At 66.6% G+C, this 21411-nt stretch carries 22 protein-coding genes; 7 read left to right on the top strand and 15 right to left on the bottom strand.

All coding sequences use genetic code 11. The features are described 5' to 3' along the window. Nucleotides 1-75: 75 nt before the first annotated feature. From BBA01S_RS47655 to BBA01S_RS43235, 6 genes are all read right to left on the bottom strand, one after another. The gene (locus BBA01S_RS47655; RefSeq protein WP_167336051.1) at nucleotides 76-225 is read right to left on the bottom strand and encodes a hypothetical protein; all 150 of its coding nucleotides are present in this window, start codon (nucleotides 223-225) and stop codon (nucleotides 76-78) included. Then, nucleotides 200-1204: a cytochrome d ubiquinol oxidase subunit II gene (gene cydB, locus BBA01S_RS29060; protein WP_027819520.1), complete on the bottom strand. Its 1005-nt coding sequence runs from the start codon at nucleotides 1202-1204 to the stop codon at nucleotides 200-202. Before cydB ends, BBA01S_RS47655 begins: the two co-directional genes overlap by 26 nt. A 74-nt stretch (nucleotides 1205-1278) precedes the next feature. After that, nucleotides 1279-2757: a cytochrome ubiquinol oxidase subunit I gene (locus tag BBA01S_RS29055; protein ID WP_042298072.1), complete on the bottom strand. Its 1479-nt coding sequence runs from the start codon at nucleotides 2755-2757 to the stop codon at nucleotides 1279-1281. 443 nt (nucleotides 2758-3200) lie between these two features. Continuing rightward, on the bottom strand, nucleotides 3201-3389 hold the full coding sequence (locus BBA01S_RS29050) for a 4-oxalocrotonate tautomerase (RefSeq protein ID WP_027819518.1): 189 nt from the start codon (nucleotides 3387-3389) through the stop codon (nucleotides 3201-3203). 40 nt (nucleotides 3390-3429) lie between these two features. After that, entirely contained in the window at nucleotides 3430-4203 is a 774-nt protein-coding gene (locus tag BBA01S_RS29045; RefSeq protein WP_027819517.1) for a class II aldolase/adducin family protein, read from the bottom strand. Nucleotides 4204-4213: 10 nt separating this feature from the next. Then, nucleotides 4214-5149, bottom strand: coding sequence for an urea transporter (locus BBA01S_RS43235; protein WP_042298071.1), 936 nt, complete (start codon nucleotides 5147-5149; stop codon nucleotides 4214-4216). A gap of 209 nt (nucleotides 5150-5358) precedes the next feature. Here BBA01S_RS43235 and BBA01S_RS29035 point away from each other — a divergent pair, with 209 nt between their 5' ends. Further along, nucleotides 5359-5904: a putative glycolipid-binding domain-containing protein gene (locus tag BBA01S_RS29035; protein ID WP_027819516.1), complete on the top strand. Its 546-nt coding sequence runs from the start codon at nucleotides 5359-5361 to the stop codon at nucleotides 5902-5904. On the opposite strand, the gene BBA01S_RS29030 is transcribed toward BBA01S_RS29035, so the two are convergent. Together BBA01S_RS29030 and tam are read right to left on the bottom strand one after the other, a co-directional pair. Beyond that, nucleotides 5901-6776 (bottom strand): mechanosensitive ion channel family protein, encoded by an 876-nt coding sequence (locus BBA01S_RS29030; protein WP_027819515.1) that lies wholly within the window; start codon nucleotides 6774-6776, stop codon nucleotides 5901-5903. The genes BBA01S_RS29035 and BBA01S_RS29030 overlap by 4 nt on opposite strands. Before the next feature lie 117 nt (nucleotides 6777-6893). Next, complete coding sequence (gene tam / locus BBA01S_RS29025) at nucleotides 6894-7703, bottom strand: trans-aconitate 2-methyltransferase (protein WP_027819514.1); 810 nt, start codon at nucleotides 7701-7703, stop codon at nucleotides 6894-6896. Nucleotides 7704-7816: 113 nt separating this feature from the next. Between tam and BBA01S_RS29020 the strand changes: the two genes are divergently transcribed. Then, nucleotides 7817-8707: a LysR family transcriptional regulator gene (locus BBA01S_RS29020; RefSeq protein ID WP_027819513.1), complete on the top strand. Its 891-nt coding sequence runs from the start codon at nucleotides 7817-7819 to the stop codon at nucleotides 8705-8707. 36 nt (nucleotides 8708-8743) lie between these two features. Here the strand turns inward: BBA01S_RS29020 and BBA01S_RS29015 are convergent, their stop codons facing one another. Both BBA01S_RS29015 and BBA01S_RS29010 read right to left on the bottom strand, forming a co-directional pair. Beyond that, the gene (locus BBA01S_RS29015; RefSeq protein ID WP_027819512.1) at nucleotides 8744-9286 is read right to left on the bottom strand and encodes a GNAT family N-acetyltransferase; all 543 of its coding nucleotides are present in this window, start codon (nucleotides 9284-9286) and stop codon (nucleotides 8744-8746) included. Between the two features lie 113 nt (nucleotides 9287-9399). After that, nucleotides 9400-10302 carry a DMT family transporter gene (locus BBA01S_RS29010; RefSeq protein ID WP_042298070.1) on the bottom strand — a complete coding sequence of 301 codons (903 nt, stop codon included), beginning with the start codon at nucleotides 10300-10302 and terminating at the stop codon, nucleotides 9400-9402. Nucleotides 10303-10440: 138 nt separating this feature from the next. Here BBA01S_RS29010 and BBA01S_RS29005 point away from each other — a divergent pair, with 138 nt between their 5' ends. Next, complete coding sequence (locus BBA01S_RS29005; RefSeq protein ID WP_027819510.1) at nucleotides 10441-11877, top strand: aminotransferase-like domain-containing protein; 1437 nt, start codon at nucleotides 10441-10443, stop codon at nucleotides 11875-11877. Nucleotides 11878-11913: 36 nt separating this feature from the next. Here the strand turns inward: BBA01S_RS29005 and BBA01S_RS29000 are convergent, their stop codons facing one another. Together BBA01S_RS29000 and BBA01S_RS28995 are read right to left on the bottom strand one after the other, a co-directional pair. Then, on the bottom strand, nucleotides 11914-13227 hold the full coding sequence (locus tag BBA01S_RS29000; protein WP_027819509.1) for an MFS family transporter: 1314 nt from the start codon (nucleotides 13225-13227) through the stop codon (nucleotides 11914-11916). 137 nt (nucleotides 13228-13364) lie between these two features. After that, nucleotides 13365-14882 carry an MDR family MFS transporter gene (locus BBA01S_RS28995; protein WP_027819508.1) on the bottom strand — a complete coding sequence of 506 codons (1518 nt, stop codon included), beginning with the start codon at nucleotides 14880-14882 and terminating at the stop codon, nucleotides 13365-13367. A 117-nt stretch (nucleotides 14883-14999) separates the two neighbouring features. Between BBA01S_RS28995 and BBA01S_RS28990 the strand changes: the two genes are divergently transcribed. The 3 genes from BBA01S_RS28990 to BBA01S_RS28980 all read left to right on the top strand — a co-directional run bounded on the left by BBA01S_RS28990 (nucleotide 15000) and on the right by BBA01S_RS28980 (nucleotide 18002). Then, nucleotides 15000-15692 carry a TetR/AcrR family transcriptional regulator gene (locus BBA01S_RS28990; protein WP_042298069.1) on the top strand — a complete coding sequence of 231 codons (693 nt, stop codon included), beginning with the start codon at nucleotides 15000-15002 and terminating at the stop codon, nucleotides 15690-15692. Further along, on the top strand, nucleotides 15652-17358 hold the full coding sequence (locus tag BBA01S_RS43230) for a cryptochrome/photolyase family protein (protein WP_084162615.1): 1707 nt from the start codon (nucleotides 15652-15654) through the stop codon (nucleotides 17356-17358). The genes BBA01S_RS28990 and BBA01S_RS43230 overlap by 41 nt, the downstream gene beginning before the upstream one ends. 233 nt (nucleotides 17359-17591) lie before the next feature. Further along, nucleotides 17592-18002, top strand: a complete 411-nt coding sequence (locus BBA01S_RS28980) for a response regulator (protein WP_084162614.1) — start codon at nucleotides 17592-17594, stop codon at nucleotides 18000-18002. Nucleotides 18003-18157: 155 nt separating this feature from the next. Here the strand turns inward: BBA01S_RS28980 and BBA01S_RS28975 are convergent, their stop codons facing one another. The 3 genes from BBA01S_RS28975 to BBA01S_RS28965 form a co-directional block, all read right to left on the bottom strand. After that, entirely contained in the window at nucleotides 18158-18784 is a 627-nt protein-coding gene (locus BBA01S_RS28975) for a Fur family transcriptional regulator (protein WP_027819505.1), read from the bottom strand. Between the two features lie 76 nt (nucleotides 18785-18860). Further along, complete coding sequence (locus tag BBA01S_RS28970; protein WP_027819504.1) at nucleotides 18861-19487, bottom strand: glutathione S-transferase family protein; 627 nt, start codon at nucleotides 19485-19487, stop codon at nucleotides 18861-18863. A gap of 146 nt (nucleotides 19488-19633) precedes the next feature. Continuing rightward, entirely contained in the window at nucleotides 19634-20581 is a 948-nt protein-coding gene (locus BBA01S_RS28965) for a phosphoribosyltransferase (RefSeq protein ID WP_027819503.1), read from the bottom strand. Between the two features lie 219 nt (nucleotides 20582-20800). Here BBA01S_RS28965 and BBA01S_RS28960 point away from each other — a divergent pair, with 219 nt between their 5' ends. Then, on the top strand, nucleotides 20801-21409 hold the full coding sequence (locus tag BBA01S_RS28960; protein ID WP_084162613.1) for a molybdopterin-dependent oxidoreductase: 609 nt from the start codon (nucleotides 20801-20803) through the stop codon (nucleotides 21407-21409). Nucleotides 21410-21411 lie beyond the last annotated feature (2 nt).

Genomic DNA, 21411 nt, shown 5'->3' with positions numbered 1-21411 from the left:
TGATCGAAGTTACAGACGGCCTACAGTCTAACGCGGCGTGGGCGTTTGGCGCGGCTTGGCGCGCTGGATTGTGGGTTATTTCACGGCAAACAGCGTGAGGTTCATGAAAATCCTGAACACATAGCCGAGCGAGACTGCCCCGGCCACGCCGCCGCACCACAGCAGCACGAACCAGAGCCAGCCCGGCAGGGCGCGTTTCTTAATGGTAGTGGTGAGCGTCGCCATGATTGAGCTTGCCTCTGAAGACCCAGTAACCGAGCGCCGTATAGGCGAGGATGATCGGCAGGATGACCGACGCGCCGATCAGCGTGAAGGTCTGGCTTTCGCGCGGCGCGGCGGCTTCCCAGAGCGTGAGGTGCTGCGGAATCGCATAAGGCCACAGGCTCACGAGCAGGCCGACATAACCGAGCAGCACCAGCGCGAGTGCGGCCATGAACGGCGTCTTGTGATGGCGCGACTGCACGGCCCAGCGCATCCACACAGTGCAGGCGATCACCAGCAGCGGCACCGGCGCGAGACGCCAGAACAGGCCCGAGTAGAACCAGCGGTTGGCGATCGACGGGTCTTGCAGCGGCGTCCACAGGCTCACGAGCGCGATAAAACCGAGCAGCATGACCGTGAGCGGCCACACGAGCTTGTGCAGGCGGCGTTGCAGGTCGCCTTCGGTCTTGGCGACGAGCCAGCAGCTGCCGAGCAGCGCATACGTGGCGACCAGGCCGAAGCCCGTGAGCAGGCTGAACGGCGTGAGCCAGCCGAACGCGTCGCCCGCGAAATGGCCGTCCTGCATCGGAATGCCTTGCAGGAAGGCGCCCAGCGCGATGCCCTGGAAGAACGCGGCGCCCGTCGAGCCGCCGATGAAGGCGAGATCCCACAGGTGTCGCGTGCGGTTGGCCTTGGCGCGGATCTCGAACGACACGCCGCGGAAGATCAGGCATGCGAGCATGAAGATGAGCGGTAGATAGAGCGCCGAGAGCACCGTCGAATAGACGATGGGGAACACGGCGAACAGTCCCGCGCCGCCCAGCACGAGCCAGGTTTCGTTGCCGTCCCAGACGGGCGCGACGGTGTTCATCATCAGGTTGCGTTCTTCCTCGTCGGGGAAGAACGGAAAGACGATGCCGATACCCAGATCGAAGCCGTCCAGCACGACGTAGAGTAAAAGACCGAGCGCGATGATCGCGGCCCAGATGACGGTGACATCCATGTTGCGTTGCCTCGTTTCTGTGTGCGTATGTTGGGGCGCTGGTTGCGGCGTTTAAGCCTGCATCAGGCGTCGCGTCAGGCGTCGATCAGTTGATCGGCGGCAGCCATCGGGCGGCGCGCGGTCTGGTTCGCGGCGATTGCGGGATGGACTTCGGCAACAGCCTCGCCGTCATCGCGATCGCCATGGCCGTCGTGGCCGCCATGCGAAGGCTCGCCAGGCAGCGCCGGGCCCTTGCGCATGAGCTTGAGCAGGTAGTAGATGCCCGTGCCGAACACGAGGAAATACACGAACACGAAGGCCATCAGCGAAATGCCCACTTGCTGTGCCGTCAGCGGCGAAACCGCTTGCGACGTGCGCATCACGCCATACACCACCCACGGCTGGCGGCCTGCTTCGGTCGTGATCCAGCCCGCGAGCAGCGTGATGAAACCGGTCGGGCCCATCAGCAGCGTGAAGCGCTGGAACAGGCGCGATTCATAGAGCGTGCCGCGCTTGCGCAGCCACCAGCCGGACAGGGCCAGCACGATCATCAGGACGCCCAATCCCGCCATTACGCGGAACGTCCAGAAAATCAGCGTCGAATTCGGGCGGTCTTCGGGCGCGAAGGTCTTGAGGCCGCGAATCTCGCCGTCCCAGCTATGCGTGAGGATCAGGCTGCCCAGGTGTGGAACCTGCACGGCGTAGCGCGTGGTCTCCGCTTTCATGTCGGGAATACCGAACAGGTTGAGCGCGGTGCCGCCCTTTTCGGTGTCCCAGATGCCTTCGATCGCGGCGATCTTGGCGGGCTGGTATTCGCGTGTGTTCAGGCCGTGCGCGTCGCCCACGAAAGCCTGCACCGGCGCGAGCACGAGCAGCAGGCCCAGCGCCATCGAGAACATCTTCTTCACGGCCGGATCGCGGCGACCCTTGAGCAGGTGCCACGCGCCCGTCGCGGCCACCACGAGCGCGGCCACGATGAAGGCGGCAATCGCCATGTGCGCGAGCCGGTACGGGAACGACGGATTGAAAATGATCTTGAGCCAGTCGACCGGCACCACATGGCCGTTTTCGATCTTGAAGCCTTGCGGCGTCTGCATCCAGCTATTGGACGCGAGAATCCAGAACGTCGAAATCAGCGTGCCGATGGCGACCATCAGCGTCGCGCCGAAGTGAGCGCGCTCGCTCACGCGGTTCCAGCCGAACAGCATGATGCCGAGGAAGCCCGCTTCCAGGAAGAACGCGGTCATGACTTCGTACATCAGCAGCGGCCCGGTGACGGGGCCCGCGAACGACGAGAAGCCGGCCCAGTTGGTGCCGAACTCATAGCTCATGACCACGCCGGAGACGACGCCCATGCCGAAGGCCACGGCGAAGATCTTCGACCAGTACTGGCAGAGCTCTTTGTAGAACGGTTTGCGGGTCTTGAGCCAGCACGCTTCGAGCACCGCGATGAAACTCGCAAGGCCAATCGAAAGCGCCGGGAAGACGATGTGGAATGAGACGGTGAAGGCGAACTGGAGCCGGGCCAGATCGAATGCCGATAGTGCCGGCAAGGCGGGGAGTGACGGGGGCATAGGCGTGCTTTTTGTGCGTACTGTTTGCTTGCTTGATCGTCGGGAAAACCGTCGCGCGAAGCGTCGTGCGATTGGACGTAAGCGTAGGGGAAGCGCGCCCGTTTTGCTGCGCCGCTCTATGCGCCAGCATGTCGCAGCAGTCAATCGTCGACCGGCGACTGGCTGCGCTAAAGCATTGATATGGATTAATTTAGGCGATGAATTCGCTGAGTCTTGATTTAACGCAAGATGTGCGCGCTGCGGCAATATGCGTCAATTTTCAAGGTGCGCGCGTGCGGTGCGTCAATTGGCCCAGGTGCGCGAAGAAACGGTGTTCGAACCGGATTTTTGGGAAGGTGCCGGGAGGGGCTGAGAGGCGAGAAGCGAAGCATCGCGGGCAAGGCGATGCTTCGCGAAAAAATAATCAGGATACCGACTTAACTGGCGATGCGGCGATGCGATGATTAGCGCGGGTCGCTCCACAGCTTGCCTGCCGTCGCCCAGTTTTCCGGTTTGACGTCATGGAAAATGATGTCGACGGACTGGGCGTCGCAGCCCAGCACCTTGACGGTGGTTTCGGTGAGTGCGGCGGCGAGTTCGCGTTTTTTCTCGACGCTACGGCCTTCGAACAGTTCGACATGGAACGTGGGCATGGGGATCTCCTGGTGGGTGTTCAAAGCGATAAAGGATTGTTCAGTCCCGGTACGACGGGTCGAGGCGATCGAGCTTGCGCAGCAGCGCGGGCCATTCGAGCACGCCTTCGATCGCGCCGCCATCGAACAACTGCGTCGCGGTGCGCGCACAGACTTCAGGCGGCGGCACGACGAGCGGCACGCCGCCCGCCTGCGCCTGCAACTGGATTTCGCAGGCCTTGATGAGCGTGGCCATCAGCACGAAGGCTTCGGCGATGGTGCGGCCCGTGGTCAGCGTGCCGTGATTGCGCAACAGCATCGCGGGCTTGTCGCCGAGACTTGCCGTGAGGCGCGCACCTTCGGCAGGCGTGAACGCGAGGCCTTCGTAGTCGTGCCAGGCCAGTTGGCCGTAGAAGCGCAGCGCGTGCTGCGAGGCGGGCAGCAGGCCGTCGCGCTGGATCGATACGGCGATGCCCGCCGTGTTGTGCAGGTGCATCACGCAGATGGCGTCGGCGCGCGCGAGATGCACGGCGGCGTGCAGCGCGAAGCCGGTCGCGTTCACAGGATGTTCGCTGTTGCCGACGATGCGGCCTTCGGTGTCGATCTTGACGAGGTTCGACGCGCGCACTTCGTCGAAGGCCAGGCCGAACGGGTTGATCAGGAAGCGGCCCGGCTCGCCGGGCACGGCTGCGGAAACATGGGTGTAGATCAGGTCGTCCCAGCCGTGGAGCGCAATCAGCCGGTAGGCGGCGGCGAGATCGACGCGCGTTTGGTGCTCCGCTGCGGAAATCGGCGTGGCGTCGGCGATGCCGGCCGGGCGATGGGCGAATGACATGGCGGCTCCTTTAGCTCTCTTGGCGTGCGGTTGGGGTAGTCGGCTGGCGCGGGCGCAACGGCAGACGCCACGCCAGATGCACGCACCAGCCCGCGAGCGCGAACGGCGCGGTCATCGCGGGCAGGCCAAGGCGCGAGGCGGCCAGATGCAGCGCTGCGGCCAGCATCGTCGCACAGATCGCGGCGCGCGGCCCGAGCGCTGAAGCGGCCAGCGCGGCGAGCGCACCGTTGAAGCCGCACAGGCCTGCCGCGAAGCTGGCGGGCGGCGCGCCCGCCAGGTATTCGAGCACGCTAGCCAGCGCTGCGCCGCCCAGCGCGTAGGCCGCCGCGCGCCGCGACGACCACGCAATGCCAGCAAGCAACACGATGCCGGGCAGCGTGCCCGACGCGAAAACGGTTTGCGCGACGCCGCTCATCAGGCCCGCAAACGCATCGGCCGCGTTCAGGGCCGTCGGCACTGAAACCGGCGTCAGGGCGGCGTGCTCCCCACTCGCCCCCAGCGCCATCCAGAGCCACGTCGCGGCCAGACACGGCGCGGAATACACGGCGAGGCGCACGCGGCCGAGCCCGCGCACCATCGGCGTGCCGATCCACGCGCTAAAGGCCGCTGCGAGCAGCGCGAGCGCGAAGGCCGTGGCCGTATCGGCGGCGAAGGTGAAGGCGGCGAGGCCCGCGAGCGCACCGTTGAAACCCGCCAGGCCGTCGCGGATCGCGTCGAACGGCGCGCGGCCCAGCAGCGCGCAGACATTGGCCGCCGCAGCGCCCATCAGCGCCGCGCACGCCAGCCGCCAGTCGCACAGCGCCAGCGCGGCAAGGACGCACGCGCCCGTGCCCGCGTGCTTTTGCAGGACGATCTGGCCGAGGCTGCGCAGCAGCGTGCGCAACGGCTCGGCGAGGCTGGCGGCGGAGTCGGCGGAAGCGGCTCGAACGGTCGCAGGGGATGACATGGCGGGGCGAATGCGAAGTGAAATCGACGTGCAGTGGGGCATACAGCGCGGCGAAGCACCGCGTGCGCGCCGCTTCGCGAGGATAGGCGAAGCGCGCCGTCTTGCGCGTGCGCGGGCGTGATAGTCGCTATTTGCGGGTTGTGCCAGGATAGCCGTCTGTTCCGCACGGATCGACGTTCAACACGGCACGTTCAACACGGAGACGCACCATGCGCGAAGTACGTTGGGCTTCGGAGGAAGGCGAGGGCATCGAGCATCTGGCATTCGATGCGAGCGGCGGCGCGATCCGCGTCGAAAGCGTGGTGGTCGGGCAGCGCTACGGTAGGGCTTATGGCCTGTGCTACACGGTGCACTGCGACAGACAGTGGCGCGTGACCTACGCGGCGTTTCGCGTGATGGGCGGCGCGAGCTTCGCAATGCACAGCGACGCTCGCGGGCACTGGCGCGACGGCGAGGGCCGTGCACTCGACGCGATCGAAGGCTGCATCGACATCGACCTTGCTGCGACGCCGTTCACCAATACGCTGCCGATTCGCCGCCTGGGTCTCTCGCGCGGCGAGCGTCAACCGATCGAAGTCGCTTATGTCGCAGCACCAGAACTCGGGGCCACGCGCGTCGCCCAGGCGTACGTGTGCATCGAGCCCAATCGCGAGTACCGCTACGAAGGCATTTTTCGCGACTTCACCGCGAACCTGAAGATCGACGAGGATGGCCTCGTGATCGACTATCCCACCTTGTTCCGGCGCTTGCCTTAGGGCGTCTGTTGTGCGGCAGGTGCATCGGCTGCGCTTTCGCCGCTCTCGCCGCTTTGCACGATATGCAGTTCGCGCGAGCGCAGCGGCAAGGCGAAATGCGCGTCATTGAGCGTCTGGCGCACCTGGCGCGAAAGCGCCCAGCGCATGTCCCAGAACGTGTCGATGTTGGCCCAGACGCGAATGTTCAGCACTGCGATGCTATCGTCGAAGCGCGTCACCATCACTTGCGGCGCGGGCGCGGCCAGCACGCGCGGATCGGCGGCCGCGAGCGCGCGCAGCGCGTCGATGGCGCGGTTCACGTCGTCGCGCACCGAAATCTCCACTTCCAGGTCGAGACGGCGCGTGGGATTGCGGCTGTAGTTGCGGATCGAATTGCTCCACAGCGCGCTGTTCGGCACGTATTCGCAGATGCCGTCGGGCTTGGTCAGGCGCGTGGTGAAGAGATTGACTTCCTCGACGGTGCCCGCGACGTTGGTGCCGCCGTCGATATAGTCGCCCACCTTGAAGGGGCGCAGCAGCAGCAACATGATCCCGGCGGCGATGTTCTGCAGCGTGCCTTGCAGCGCGAGGCCGATGGCCAGGCCCGCCGCGCCCAGCACCGCGACGATGCTCGCGGTCTGAATGCCGATCTGCGAGAGCGCGCCGACGATCGCCACGAGCCGCACACCCCACACGGCGCTGTCGCGAACGATGAGGCGCAGCGTGGCGTCGATGCTGCCCTGGCGCGAGAGCCAGTTGCCCGCGCGCCGCGCGACCCACCAGCCGAGCCAGAGTATCGCCACCGCCGCGCACAGGCGCAGCGCGAAGGCGGTGAGCGCGTCCCACAGGAAACTCCAGTTGGACGGATGGACGTGCACGAGTAGCGATTGCATGGGGCGATGATCCTCGATGTAAGCGGGCGCGCCGGTGAGGAACCGGCGCACGTGGAGGATCTATTTTAAGGGCGCATGCGCCCGTAATGCGTTCGCTAACGTTGCGCGTCTGTGCGCTCAGGCCTTTGTCGCGACGATGAAAAGGCGCGGGAACGGCAGCAATACGGTGCCGTCGGGCAATGCCGGATACGCCTGTGCGATGGCCTCGCGATAACGCGTCGTGAATTCCGCGCGCTCCTCATCGTTGGCGAGCGCGGCGAGGAAAGGCCGCAACGCGCTGCCCTTGAACCACTCGACCACGGCGTGCGCACCGCCCGCGAGCGCGTGGTAATAGGTCGTGCGCCACACGTCAACGCGTGCGCAGAGCGGCGCGAGCAGCGCGTAATAGTGGCGCGCGTCAAAGCGTTCGGTGCGCGCGGTGCCGGCAAGACGGCTCGCCCAGGGGCCCGACGCGGCGATCTCGCGCAGCAGCCGGTGCGCGGGTTCGTCGAGGTTGTCGGGCATCTGGATCGCGAGATGGCCGCCCGGCGCGAGGCGTTGCACGAGCTGCGCAAACAGCGTGTCGTGATCGGGCAGCCATTGCAGCACGGCGTTCGCGAGCATCAGGTCGAAGCGCGGCGCATCGTCTTGCGCGTCGGCGCTCCACTGCGCGATATCGGCGAGCGTGAAATCGATCTGCGGCAGACGGGCACGCGCGGCATCGAGCATATCCGCCGACGCATCGAGACCGCTTACGCGCGCTTGCGGCGCATGCGCGATCAGCAGCTCCGTGGAGTTGCCAGGCCCGCAGCCGATATCGATGGCATTCGACACAGGGGTTGCAGGCACGGCGGCGAGCAGGTCGCGCACGGGACGCGAGCGCTCGCTTTCAAACTGTACGTACTGCTTCGCATAGCCAGCACCCTGGGTCAGGTTTGCGTTCGCCATTGCGTTCTCCTTATGCGTGCGGTGTCGTGGGGACGACGGGGAATGCGCGTATTCTGGTCGCCGGCTGGAAATCAGTAAAATGAAATAAATTGACGGATTGATGCAAATTTCTTATGAAAATTGACACGCTGGGTGTGCAGGCATTCGTGGCGATCGCGGAAGGCGGCAGCTTCCGGCAAGCGGCGCAGACGCTCAACGTCACGCAGACGGCCATCACGCAGCGGCTGCGCAAGCTCGAATCGTATCTGGGCGTCGTGCTGGTCGAGCGCACCACGCGGCATTGCGCGCTCACGGAAATCGGCGAGCGGTTCCTGCCGCAAGCGCGCCGGCTGCTGGGCGAACTGGCCGACGCGCTCACCGAAATCCGCGAAACCGGCATGAGCCAGCGCGGCGACGTGTCGATTGCGTGCGTGCCGACGGTCGGCGTGCAGTATCTGCCGCGCGTGTTGCGGCGCTTTTCGGCGAGCCGTCCGCATGACCGCGTACGCATCCTCGATCACGCGTCCGCGCATGTGCGCGCCGCCGTGCTCAGGCGAGAGGCGGAATTCGGCATCGGCGTGGCGGGCGAGCAGCATCCCGAACTGGCGAGCGTGCCGCTCACGACCGATCCCTATGTGCTGGTGTGCCGCGACGATCACCCGCTGGCGAAGCGCCGACGCGTGAAGTGGTCGGCGCTGGGCGCGCACGCGTTGATCCTGGCGGGCGAGGTGAGCGCGAACCGCGGGCCGCTCGACGTGGCGCTCGAAACGAATGGGGTGAACCTGCGCGCGTTCTACGAAGTGCAGCGTAGTTCGACGGCGCTTGGACTAGTGGCGGAAGGGCTGGGCGCGGCGGTGGTGCCGCGCCTCGCGGTTCAGAAGGACGTGTTTCCGATGGTGCGGGTGATCGAGCTGGCCGAGCCTGCGGTCTCGCGCACGCTGGTGCTGCTGACGCGCAAGGCCGCGCATCTTTCGCCCGCGGCGCAGGCGCTTTATGACATGTTGCTGGATCAGGCGACGGGTTAAACAGCCGCCTGATTATTTACCTGGGAATCCCTGGCTTTAATCGGCGGGCAGGCTCTGCGCGCCTTCACCCAGCACGCGCTGCATCAACGCCGTATCGCGCCACTCGCCGTGCTTGAACCCAACGGATCGCAGCGTCCCCACCGGCTCGAATCCCAGGCTCGCATGAAGCGCGAGCGAGCCGCCCTTCGGGTCGGCCACCACGGCGATCATCTGCCGCCACGGCCCCGCTTCGCAGCGCTCGATCAGCGCGGCAAGCAGCGTGCGGCCCAGTCCGCGCCCGCGGAAGTTCTCGTCGATGTAGATCGAATCCTCGACGGTATAGCGATACGCCGGGCGCGGCCGATAAGGCGTGGCGTAGCAGTAACCCGCAACATGGCCGTCGATTTCCGCGACGATCCACGGCAGCCCGTGTTCGCGCACGGCGGCATGACGGCGCAACATCTCGTCGAGTGACGGTGGCGTTTCTTCGAAGGAAGCCGCGCCAAACTGCACGTGATGGGCGTAGATCGCGGCGATGGCGGGGAAGTCGGCGGGCGTGGCGTCGCGCAGCAGGGGCGCGCTGGTGTGCGGTGCGTTCATGATCGGCTTGCGGATTCAGTGCGCCGCGCAAGCAGCGCGGCGCTCGCATCCACTATGCCCTGCGCGCGCACCGAAATGAAGCGCGTCAAAAATCCGGTCTCGCTGCGAAGCGCTCAACCCGCCCGCGCCGGAGCCGCTGCGGCGCGTCCGAAGCGCCGCGCGCCCGCCACGCAGCCGATCACCACGGCCGTCACGGCGATCATCGCGGGCGGCACGGCTTCGTGGAGCAGCAGCGCGGCCAGCACGAAGCCGAAGAACGGCTGCAACAACTGCAACTGCCCGACGCCCGCAATGCCGCCAAGCGCGAGCCCGCGATACCAGAACACGAAGCCGATCAACATGCTGAACAGCGACACGTAGGCGAGTCCCCACCACGACGCGGCGCTCACCGCGGCGAACGACGCGGGCAGGAACCACCACGCGAGCGGCGCCATCACGGGCAGCGAGATCACGAGCGCCCAGCAGATCACCTGCCAGCCGCCCAGCCGCCGCGAGAGCCGCGCGCCTTCCGCGTAGCCCAGCCCGCAGACGACGATGGCGGCCAGCATCAGCGCGTCGCCGACGGGCGAGGCGTCGGCGCCATGGCGCAGCGCGAAGGCGACCACGGCCGCGCTGCCGAGCGCCGAGAACAGCCAGAACACCGGCTGCGGACGCTCGCCTGCGCGCAGCACGCCGAACAGCGCGGTGGACAGCGGCAACAGGCCGACAAAGACGATCGCGTGCGCCGAACTCACATGCTGCAGCGCCAGCGCCGTGAGCAGCGGAAAGCCCACCACCACGCCCAGCGCCACGATCACGAGCGGCCAGACCTCGCGCCGCTCGGGCCGTGCGGCGCGAAACAGCACCAGCAGCAGCGCGCCGAGCGCCCCGGCGAGCGTCGCGCGCGCGCCGGTCAGAAAGAGCGGATCGAGGCCGAGCACGGCCACGCGCGTGGCGGGCAGCGAGCCGCTGAAGATCAGTACGCCTGCGAGGCCGCAGAGCCAGCCGTCGGTGGTGGAGTCGAGGGATTTGCGCATGGAGTGGGCGTGAATGCGATGCAAGGAGTGGCGTAAACCGGTTGACCGATCATGCGCGCGCGGGGCCAAACCGGTAAGCTAAGCATCAGTACAATTTCGACAAACTGTATTGAATACGGAGCAGTACAGATGGAAGACATGCGTCATGCAGCGGGCGGGACACCGGTTCCACTGACCCGCGTCGAACAGGTGATGCAGGCGGTACGCGAGCGCATCGCCACGCGCGCGCTTGCGGCGGGCGCGCGGGTGCCGTCGATCCGCTCGATGAGCGAGCAGATGGGCGTGTCGAAGTCGACGGTGGTGGAGGCCTACGAACGGCTGGTAGCCGAAGGGGCGCTGGCGTCGCGGCGCGGTTCCGGTTTCTTCGTCGCGGGCCATGGGGCCGCGCTGGCGCGCGGACAGATCGGCCTGGCCGGAACGCCGGGCCCGAAAATCGACCGCGAAATCGACCCGCTATGGCTCACGCGCCAGTCGCTCGAAACCGATGCGCGTGCGCTGCGTCCCGGCTGCGGCTGGCTGCCCGCCGACTGGTTGCCGCAGGACGCGGTGCGCCGCGCGCTGCGCGCGATTGCCCGCGACCCGCGTGCCCAGCTGACCGATTACGCCACGCCGCTCGGCTTGCCCGCGTTGCGCCAGCAGCTTGCGTGGCGGCTCGGCCAGCACGGCATCGAGGCCGCGCCCGCCCAGATCATGCTCACCGACGGCGGCAGCCAGGCGCTCGACCTCCTGTGCCGTTTCTTGCTCGAACCGGGCGACACCGTGGTCGTCGACGATCCGTGCTACTTCAATTTCCAGGCGCTGCTGCGCGTGCATCGCGTGCAGGTCGTGAGCGTGCCTTATACACCCACGGGCCCCGATCTCGCCGCGTTCGAGCGCGTGCTCAAGGCGCACCGCCCGCGCCTCTACGTGACCAATTCGGCGATCCACAATCCGACCGGCGCGACGCTCGCGCCCGCGGTCGCGCACCGCCTGCTCAAGCTCGCCGAAGAACACGACCTGCTGATCGTCGAGGACGACATCTTCGCCGACTTCGAGACCGATCCTGCGCCGCGTCTTGCGGCCTTCGACGGCCTCGCGCGCGTAGTGGCCATCGGCAGTTTCTCGAAGACGATGACCGCCGCCGCGCGCTGCGGCTATATCGCGGCGCGCGCGGACTGGGTCGAGCCGCTCGTCGATCTCAAGCTCGCGGTGTCGTTCGGCAATGGAGAACTGGCGGCCGATCTGGTGCAGCGGCTGCTGGTGGACGGCACGTATCGGCGCTATCTGGACGGGCTGCGCGCGCAGCTTGCGGACGCGATGGGCGAGACCTTGCGTCGCCTCACGTCGGCGGGCTTGACGGCCTGGACGCGTCCACAGGCGGGCATGTTGTTGTGGGCGCAACTACCTGGCGGACTCGATGCCGCGCAGGTCGCGCGCGAGGCGCTAGCCGATGGCGTGGTGCTGGCGCCGGGCAATGTGTTCAGCGTGGCGCGCAATGCGGCGAGCTTTCTGCGTTTCAATGTCTCGCAGTGCAACCGGCCCAAGGTCTACGAAACGCTGCAGCGCGCGATGGAGCGCGCTGCAACGCCTGCCTGAGCGCTACGTCAGGCGGCCAAGCAAGGCCTTAAGCGATCAGGGCTCGTGGCGCAGGTAGCCTTCCTTGCTCGGATCGCGCATGCGCCACGAGACGATCAGCGAGATCGCACACAGCGCGCTCACGTACCAGTAGAAGGTCGTTTCGCTGCCGACCGACTTGAACCACAGCGCGACGTATTCCGCCGAGCCGCCAAACAGCGCGTTCGCGACCGCGTAGGACAGGCCCACGCCCATCGCGCGCACTTCGGGCGGGAACATTTCCGCCTTGATGAGGCCGCTGATCGACGTGTAGAAGCTCACGATGGCAAGCGCCACCGTAATCAGCGCGAAGGCCGCGAAGGGGTTCGCAACGTCCTTGAGCGCGTGCATCAGCGGCACCGTGCCGAGCGTCGCGAAGATGCCGAACAGGATCATCGACTGACGGCGGCCAATGCGATCCGACAGCGCGCCGAACAGCGGCTGCATCAGCATGTACACGAGCAGTGCGCCGGTCATCACGTTGCTGGCGGTCTTGGCGTGCATGCCCGCCGTGTTGACGAGGTACTTCTGCATGTAGGTCGTGAACGTGTAGAAGATCAGCGAGCCGCCCGCGGTGAAACCCACCACCGTGAGGAACGCGCCTTTGTGCTGCCACACGCCGCGAATCGTGCCCGCGTCCTTCTTGTGGCGCGATTCGTTGGTCGAGGTCTCGTCGAGCGACTTGCGCAGGTACAGCGAGATCAGCGCCGCCGCCGCGCCGCAGACGAACGGAATGCGCCAGCCCCACGCCTTCAGTTCTTCGGTCGAGAGCGTCTGCTGAAGGATCACGAGCACGAGCAGCGCGCAAAGCTGGCCGCCGATCAGCGTCACGTACTGGAACGACGCGAAGAAACCGCGCCGGCCTTGCAGCGCGACCTCACTCATGTAGGTCGCGCTGGTGCCGTATTCGCCACCCACCGACAGGCCCTGGAACAGGCGCGCGACCAGCAGCAACAACGGCGCGAGCGCGCCGATCTGCGCATAGGTCGGCAGCACGGCGATGACGAGCGAGCCGCCGCACATCATCAGCACGGAGATCATCATGGCGGCGCGACGGCCGTGGCGGTCGGCGATGCGGCCAAACAGCCAGCCGCCGATCGGGCGCATCAGGAAGCCCGCGGCGAACACGCCGGCGGTGTTGAGCAACTGCGTGGTGGTGTTGCCGCTCGGGAAGAACGCGGGCGCGAAATAGAGCGCGCAGAACGAATAAATGTAGAAGTCGAACCATTCGACCAGGTTGCCCGACGATGCGCCGACGATGGCGAGTACGCGGCGGCGGGTGTCGTGCGGGTCGTTGGCCCTGGCTGCGGCAGGCGCGGAATTGACGTCCATGAGGGTCTCCTGTTATGTCCCTCCGGGCGGCGGAATGCAATCGCCCAGAGCGGGCGTATTGTAATTAATCGAATGGCATTTGAAAGAAAAAAGCCCGGCGCAATGGCCGGGCTTTGAGAGGGCAATGCCGCCCTGTTTTAGTGATGCGTGCGCAGCGGCGCGTTGCGCATGAGCCACGAGAGCACGAAGGCCAGCACGACCACGCACGCCGCCGAGAGATAAACCGTGTGGAGCGCCCCCGCGAACGCGTCGAGATACTGCGCGTGGAGCGCGGGCGGCAGATGGCGGATCACTTCGGGCGTGAGCGGCTGGGGCAGTTCGACATCGGCGCTCATCAGCGTGGCCAGGCGCGTATGCAGGCCGTGCGAGAACACCGCGCCAAAGGCCGCCACGCCGACCGACCCGCCAATCGAGCGAAACAGCGTCGCGCCCGACGTCGCCACGCCCATGTGGCGGAATTCCACCGTGTTCTGCACGGCGAGAATCAGCACCTGCATCACCATGCCAAGTCCGCAGCCGAGCAGTCCCATGTACAGGTACATCTGCGTGATCGGCGTGGCGATTTCGAGCCGCGCAAGCAGCATCATCGCCACGGCGACACAGGCGGTGCCGATGATCGGAAACATGCGGTACTTGCCGATCTTGCTGATGATGCGGCCCGCGATCACCGACATGAGCAGCACGCCGCCCATCATCGGCAGCATCTGCACGCCGGCCTGCGAGGGCGTCGAGCCCTTCACGATCTGCAGATAAAGCGGCAGGAACGTCACCGAGCCGAACAGCGACACGCCCACGATGAAGCCGATCAGGCTCGACAGCACGAAGGTGCGCTCGCGAAACAGCGCCAGCGGCATGATCGGTTCGACGGCGTGCTTTTCCTCGTGGATGAAGCCCGCGACGGCCACCACGCCCATCAGCAAGGTGAGCCAGAGCTGCGGCGAGTTCCACGGCAGCAGCGAGCCGCCTTCGCTCGTGAACAGGATCAGGCAGGTGAGCGCAGCGGCGAGCCAGCCCGCGCCCATATAGTCGATTACGTGCTTGACCTGCGCGACGCGCGGCTTGAAGACCGTGCCGATCACCACGAGCGCGAGCGCGCCCAGCGGCAGGTTGATGTAGAAGATCCAGCGCCACGACAGATGCTCGACGAGGAAGCCGCCGAGCAGCGGCCCGACCACGGTCGCGAGGCCGAACACGCCGCCGAACATGCCCTGGTACTTGCCGCGCTGCGCGGGCGGAATGACGTCGCCGACGGCGGCCATCGTCACGACCATGAGGCCGCCGCCGCCAATGCCCTGAAGCGCCCGCAGCGCGATCAGCTGCGGCATGTCCTGCGCGACGCCGCACAGCGCGGAGCCCACCAGGAAGATCACGATGGCCGCCTGCAGCACGATCTTGCGGCCGAACAGGTCGCCGAACTTGCCGTACAGCGGCACCACGATGGTGGAGGTGAGCAGGTAGGCGGTCACGACCCACGACAGCCGGTCGAGCCCGCCCAGTTCGCCGACGATGGTGGGCAGCGCGGTCGACACGATGGTCTGGTCGAGCGCGGCCAGCAGCATGACGAGCAGCAGCGCGGGAAACAGCAGGCGCAGCGGCGGGTGAGCCGGGGCGGCGATCTCAGGCGCCGGGCCGGCGGTTTGCGTGTTGGATTGCATGGGGGAATCTCCAGCCTTGTAGAACCTGGAAGGCATCGGGAATCTTGAAATTAATTAACTCAGCGATTAATATTAGGACAATTCCTGTTGCCGGTCAAAGCCAGAAGAAGTAACGAGATGAAAGAGTCGAACGAATCGAAGGATCCAGAGGTTCAAGCAAAGCCGGACAAGCCCGCTGGACGCCGTCCCGGCCGCCCGAGCGGCGGCGCGGGCGGGGCGGAGCAGCGCGAGCGCCTGATCGCCGCGGCGCTCAACCTGTTCGCTCGCCAGGGCATCCTGGACACCACGCTCGCGGCGATTGCGCGCGAGGCGGGCGTCACGTCGGCGATGGTTCACTACTACTTCAAGACGCGCGACCAGTTGATCGACGTGCTGATCGACGAGCGGTTCCTGCCGCAGCGCGCCGCGTTTGGCGGCTGCTTCGAGGCGCATCCCGACGATCCCGTCGCCGCGTTGACGGCGCTCACGCGGCGTTTCGTCGAGGTGGGCGAGGCTAATCCGTGGTTCGCGCCGCTGTGGGTGCGCGAAGTCATCACCGAAGGCGGGCTGCTGCGCCAGCGCATGCATGAGCGCTTCGGCCAGGCGCAGCAGCATCGCGTGCACGAAGCCATCGTGCGCTGGCAGCGCGAAGGCAAGCTCAACCCGGCGCTGGAGCCGTCGCTGCTGTTCCAGTCGCTGCTCGGCCTCACGCTGCTGCCGCTCGCCACCGCCCCGATCTGGCGCAAGGACGTGGTGCCGCGCAACGTCGGCGCGGAGGAAATCGCGCGCCATGCCGTCGCGCTCATCACGCAAGGCATACGACCTGCTTGAACCTCGCCGATCCGGCCAGCGTACTGGTGGCTTGCGGTGGCTTGCGGCGCGCGTGGTACGCTGCGCGTCGCAAGCCGCGGCCGCCGCGCACGGCAACATCTTCGTCGAGGTTCGTCTGTCTCCGAAAAAATCCGCTTCCGCGCCCGTGATCGTCTGGTTTCGCGACGATCTGCGCCTCGCTGACCAGCCCGCGCTCGCGCACGCCGCCGCCACGGGCCAGCCGCTGATCTGCCTGTATATCCACGACCCGCAGGCAGCGGGCGAGCGAGCGCCCGGCGCTGCACTGCGCTGGTGGCTGCACGGCACGCTCAAGGCGCTCGACGCGTCGCTGCGCGAACACGGCGGGCAGCTGCTGATCGTGCAAGGTGCGCAGGACGAGGTGCTCGACGCCTGCATCAAGGCGAGCGGCGCGACCGGCGTGTTCTGGAACCGCCGCTACGGCGGCAAGGCCCGCGAAGCCGACGCGGCGCTCAAGGCGCGCCTGCGCGACGACGGCCTGACGGTCGAAAGCTTCAACGGCGCGCTGCTCTACGAACCCTGGACAGTGCTCAACCAGTCCGGCGGCCCGTTCCAGGTCTACACGGCGTACTGGCGCGCCTGCCGCCGCGCGGGCGACCCGCCGCCGCCGGAACCCGCACCGGAACGGATGAATTTTCAACGTCTACCGGCAGGACTTACCCAACTCGCATCGAAACTCGACGATCTGGGTTTTGAGCCGAAGCAGCCCGACTGGGCGGGCGGCATGCGCGACGCCTGGCCGGCGGGTGAAGAGGCGGCGCTGGAGCGCCTGCGCGCGTTCCTGCACGGCGACCTGGAAGCCTATGCCGAGGAGCGCGACGACCCGAGCGTCGCCGCCACCAGCCGCCTTTCGCCGTATCTGGCCGTCGGGGCGATTTCGCCGCGCCAGGCGTTTGCGGCCTTGAAGGCGGCGCAGCACGGCAGGCACAGCGGTTCGGCCACGCGCCGCGAGACGAGCGCCGAAAAATTCCTCAGCGAACTGGGCTGGCGGGAGTTCTGTTACTACCAGCGCTTCCACTGGCCCGATCTCGCCGAACGCAACCTGCGCGCGGCTTTCGACACGATGCCGTGGCGTCGCGACGCGAAGGGACTGCGCGCGTGGCAGCGCGGCATGACGGGCTATCCGCTCGTCGATGCCGGGATGCGCGAGCTTTGGCACACCGGCTGGATGCATAATCGCGTGCGCATGGTGGTCGCCTCGTTCGTCGCCAAGCATCTGCTGCTGGACTGGCGCGAGGGCGAGGCGTGGTTCTGGGACACCCTCGTCGACGCCGATGGCGCGAGCAATCCGGCCAACTGGCAATGGGTGGCAGGCTCGGGCATGGATGCGGCGCCGTACTTCCGCATCTTCAATCCGGTGCTTCAGGGGCAGAAGTTCGACCCCCGCGGCATCTATGTGCGGCAATGGGTGCCGGAACTCGCGGGCCTGCCCGACAAGTTCATCCACCAGCCGTGGAAGGCCAGCGAGGCTCAACTGGCCGAAGCCGGCGTGAGGCTGGGCACCGACTATCCGCTGCCGGTCGTCGAGCATGATATGGCGCGCCAGCGGGCGCTCGAAGCGTTCGCCATGACTGGCAAGGGCAAGAACTCCTCGGTCGATCAGGAAGACAAGGACGAGCCCAAGGCAGGGCGCAAGGCGAAGAATTAAAAGGGCAGCGTGGCTGTCATCGGCGTGACGCCGACGGCGGTTATCGTGCGCGCGGCTGAACGCACGGCATCAATATTGCTCTAATGGAGCGCCTGGGCAGGCAGTCGCGTGAATCCGCACCATTGGGATCCCCGACAGTGCGCCGCCCCGGCAGGGTTGCCAGCTGCGAACCGCGCCGCCTGAAATGGCCGCGCGGCAAGCCAAACAGACAGAACGGCATTCAAGCAAACACAATGAACGCAGTACACAAGCTCGACCAGGCGACCATCGTGCTGGTCGAAGACGACCCGCAGAGCCGGGATTCCCTCGCTTCGCTGCTGGAGGCGGAAGGGGCCCGGGTCGTTGCGGTGGAGGACGCCGAAACCGGCGTCGAAGCAGCGCTCAGCCTGCTCCCCGATGCAGTGGTATGTGACCTCGATCTGCCCGCGATGGACGGTTTTTACCTGATCCAGCGCCTGCGCGATCACGAGATTCGCGGCGATCACGCACCGGCTGTCGCGGTGGCGCTCACGGGACACACCGACGAAAGCTGGCGCTTGCGCAGCATCGGCGAGGGTTTCCAGCACTTCATGACCAAGCCGGCCAAGCCGGAGGCGCTGGTCGCGTTGCTCAGCGACGCGATCGACGCGCGCCAGTCGTCCTGATGCCCTGACGAAGCGCGGCGGTGTTCTTTGTTTTGAGCGCCGCCGGTGCATAGCGCCATGCACGTGCGCGGCCCGAGCGCCGCGCGGAGTGCGCGCAACCTTCGCTGGCGGATTCGGCCCTCAAATCGTGGGCGTCTTCTGGAGGTGGTGTGAGCTTACGAGTGCGCTGGGGCTTTCGCGGCTTCGGCGCCGGTTTGCTCGTTGGCCTGGCATTGCGCGCAGACGCCCTTGAGTTCGATACCATCGCCCGACAGGCGATAGCCCGCCGCTTCGATCTGTGAAACCAGCGCCTGGCGCAGCTTGGGCTCGTGCAGTTCGGTGACGTTGCCGCATTGCTGGCAGACCACCAGGATGCCGTGCTGACATTGCGTCAGATCGTGGCAGACCGCGAACGCATTGATCGATTCGATGCGGTGGATCAGCCCCGCCGAGAGCAGAAAATCGAGCGCGCGATACACCGTCGGCGGCGCCGATCCGGGGTGGATCTGGCGCATTTCGTCGAGCAGGGAATAGGCCTTGGTCGCGCGACCCGACGCGAGCAGCAGTTCGAGCACCTTGCGGCGGATCGGCGTGAGCTTTTCGCCGCGATCGCGGCAGTAGGCCTCGGCCATCTCAAGTGCGCTTTCGAGCGATGCGCCACTCGCACCACTAGCACCAGTCGCTGCATGGCTGTGCCCGTGCGCATGATCGTGGTCGTGCGCCGATGCGGCGTGAACGTGATCGTGGGCCTGGTCGTGCGTGTGCAGGGCCGCGGTGTCCGGGGACGGTTTTGCTGTCTTCATCCTGCGATTATACGGGGCGTGTCGCGCGCGCGCCCGGCGCTAGCGGCACGCCCGCACAGGGGGCAGACCGCGCCGCTCAAGTGAGCGGCAGGTCGATGTACTTGCGGAACCCCTGGCGCTGCGCGAGCCGCTGATACCAGCGCTCGAGGTTGGGCAGCGTGGGGCGCTCGACGCCTTCGAGACCGTACCAGCGGCGCGCGAACGCACCCAGCACGATATCGGCGAGCGAGAAGCGCTCGTTCTCCAGGAAGAAGCGGCCTTGCAGATGCTGGTCGAGCAGCGTCCACTGCGCGGCGGTATTGGCGAGATCGGCTTCGATCTTCGCGGCGTCGCGCTGCTCGGCGGGCGTGCGCACCAGCGCGAGAAAGAGCGGGCGCTCGGCGGGCGCGAGCGTGCCGATCGACCAGTCGAGCCAGCGCTCGACGCCGGCGCGCACCTTCGGCTCGTTCGGATAAAGCAGGCTCGACGGGCCGTACTGCATCGCGAGATAGCGCAGGATCGAATTCGATTCCCACAGCACGAAGTTGCCGTCCTGAATCGTCGGCACCTTGCCGTTCGGATTCATGGCGAGAAAGGCGGGATCGTCCAGATGGCCAAACTTGCCGCCCGCGTCGATGCGCTCGAACGGCAGGACGAGTTCGTCGCAGCACCACAGCACTTTCTGGACGTTCACCGAGTTGGCGCGTCCCCAAATCTTGATCATCCGGTGCACTCTCCTTGAAAGCGATGACAGGGCGGGTTGGGATCGCCACGATACACGATGCGGCGCGGTTTTTTCGCGCGCACCGTGTGGGCGATCCGGGTCGTGATCGGCGAAGCGATCTGTACAGGATAGGCGCTACAGCGCCTTCAACCCCAGGCCGACGCCCCGATCATCGTTCCCACGCGCGCCTGCGCGTTCCACCAGATCACGCGCAGCAACGGGGCCAGTTGCGCGATATAGATGGCCTGCACCGGATCGCTTTCGATGAAATGCGTGACGCCGCAGCGCACGGCGGCGGCGGCCTTGTGGGCGGCGGCGCCCGACGGCGTGTCGTCGTGCTCGCCCGGCGCGCGCATCATCAGTTCGAGATGCCCGAAGCCATGGCGGTCGAGCCACGCCTGGGTGCGCTCGCGGTCGACTTCCGGGCGCCCGGTGATGATCGCGCGGGCGCGCTTGATGTCGATATCGGGAATACGGTCGAGCGGCAGCAGCGCGTCGCGTTCGGCGAGCGCGGTTTCCAGGTCTTCGTCGTAACGCGCCAGCGCGATATCGGGCAGCAGGATGCCGTCGAGATCGATCGCATAGACCGTGTACTCGTGGTCGTCGGCCATGCGCGTGCCTTCGCGCGCGCCCTCGCGCACCCAGTCGGCACGGTAGCGGTCGGTGTAGGCCTGGCGCTCCCAGGGGAACAGCGCGAAGTAGCCGCTCGCATCGATCGAGTAATCGGGGCGCAGGCGGCTCAGGTCGTCATAGGCGCCCGTGAGCGTGCGCACCACGAGGCCGTGTTCGCGCAGGAACGCCATGCAATCGACCAGCGTATGGCCGCGGCCGGCGATGTCCTCGCAGAGCAGCACCTTCGCGCCCGGCTCCGGCATGGGCAGCGTGGAGTCCCAGCGCACTTCGCGGGTCTCGCGCGAGTAGCGCAGGAAGGCGACGCTCGCGCCGGTCGCGTGCGAGACCATCAGCGCGAGCGGCGCGCCGCCGCGCAGGATACCGACGACGACGTCGAATTCCTCCTCGACCAGCAACGGCTGCAACGATTCGACCCAATGGTCGAGCTGTTCGTAAGTGAGCGGAACGACGGGTTTATTCATTTGATGGCAAATGCAGCACGATGACGGTCAGTTACGCGACGCTTATAGGCGTGTAGGCGAAGAACACGTCTATTGTCGGAGCAATGTTTGACGATATTATGCCTATGCTCGCCGTCTCATGCAGACCGGCGGCACTCGGGGATCCCGCGCAGGCCACGCCGCAGGCGCAGGGGCTCGAACGCAAGACCACACGACCGACTAGCGCCAGGGGGCGAGCAGATGCAGGATCGCAATGGCCTGGAGCATGGGCAGGAGACGAAACGGGACGAGAGCCGGCAGCAAGACCGGCCCGCAAACGGCGAGCGCCGGCGCTTTGGCGCGGCGCTGGCGGGGCTGATCGCGGCGGCCGCGCTGCCGCTGTCACTATCGCTGTCGCGCAAGGCGCAGGCGGCCGAGGCCGGGAGCCTCGCGCTCGACGTGAACGGCGCGGTCAAAGTGACCAATAACGCCGCGCACACGGCCTATCACTTCAGCGAGGCGCAGCTGCTCAAGCTGCCCCAGTATTCGATCGAGACGGCCACGACGTGGACGCCGCGCTCGACCTTCACGGGGCCGCGTCTGGCCGACGTGCTCGCGACCGTGGGTGCGTACGGCAGCCAGATCGAGATTCACACCATCGACGATTACACCTGCATCGTGCCGGTGTCCGACGCCACCCGCTACGGCGCGGTGCTGGCCTACGCGATGAACGGGCGGCGCCTGAAAGTGAGCGACTTCGGCCCGCTGTTCCTGATCTATCCGCGCGACCAGTTCCCGCTCGAACTCGATGGCGCGGCGGGCGATTCCAAGTTCGCCTGGCAGATTGTTTCCATGACCATCAAGCCTTGAGT

Origin of the sequence: Paraburkholderia bannensis NBRC 103871 (genome assembly GCF_000685015.1) — a bacterium.
Taxonomy (GTDB): Bacteria; Pseudomonadota; Gammaproteobacteria; order Burkholderiales; family Burkholderiaceae; genus Paraburkholderia; species Paraburkholderia bannensis.
The sequence above is the reverse complement of the archived record's forward strand: the minus strand, read 5'-3'. Positions and strand labels throughout refer to the sequence as shown.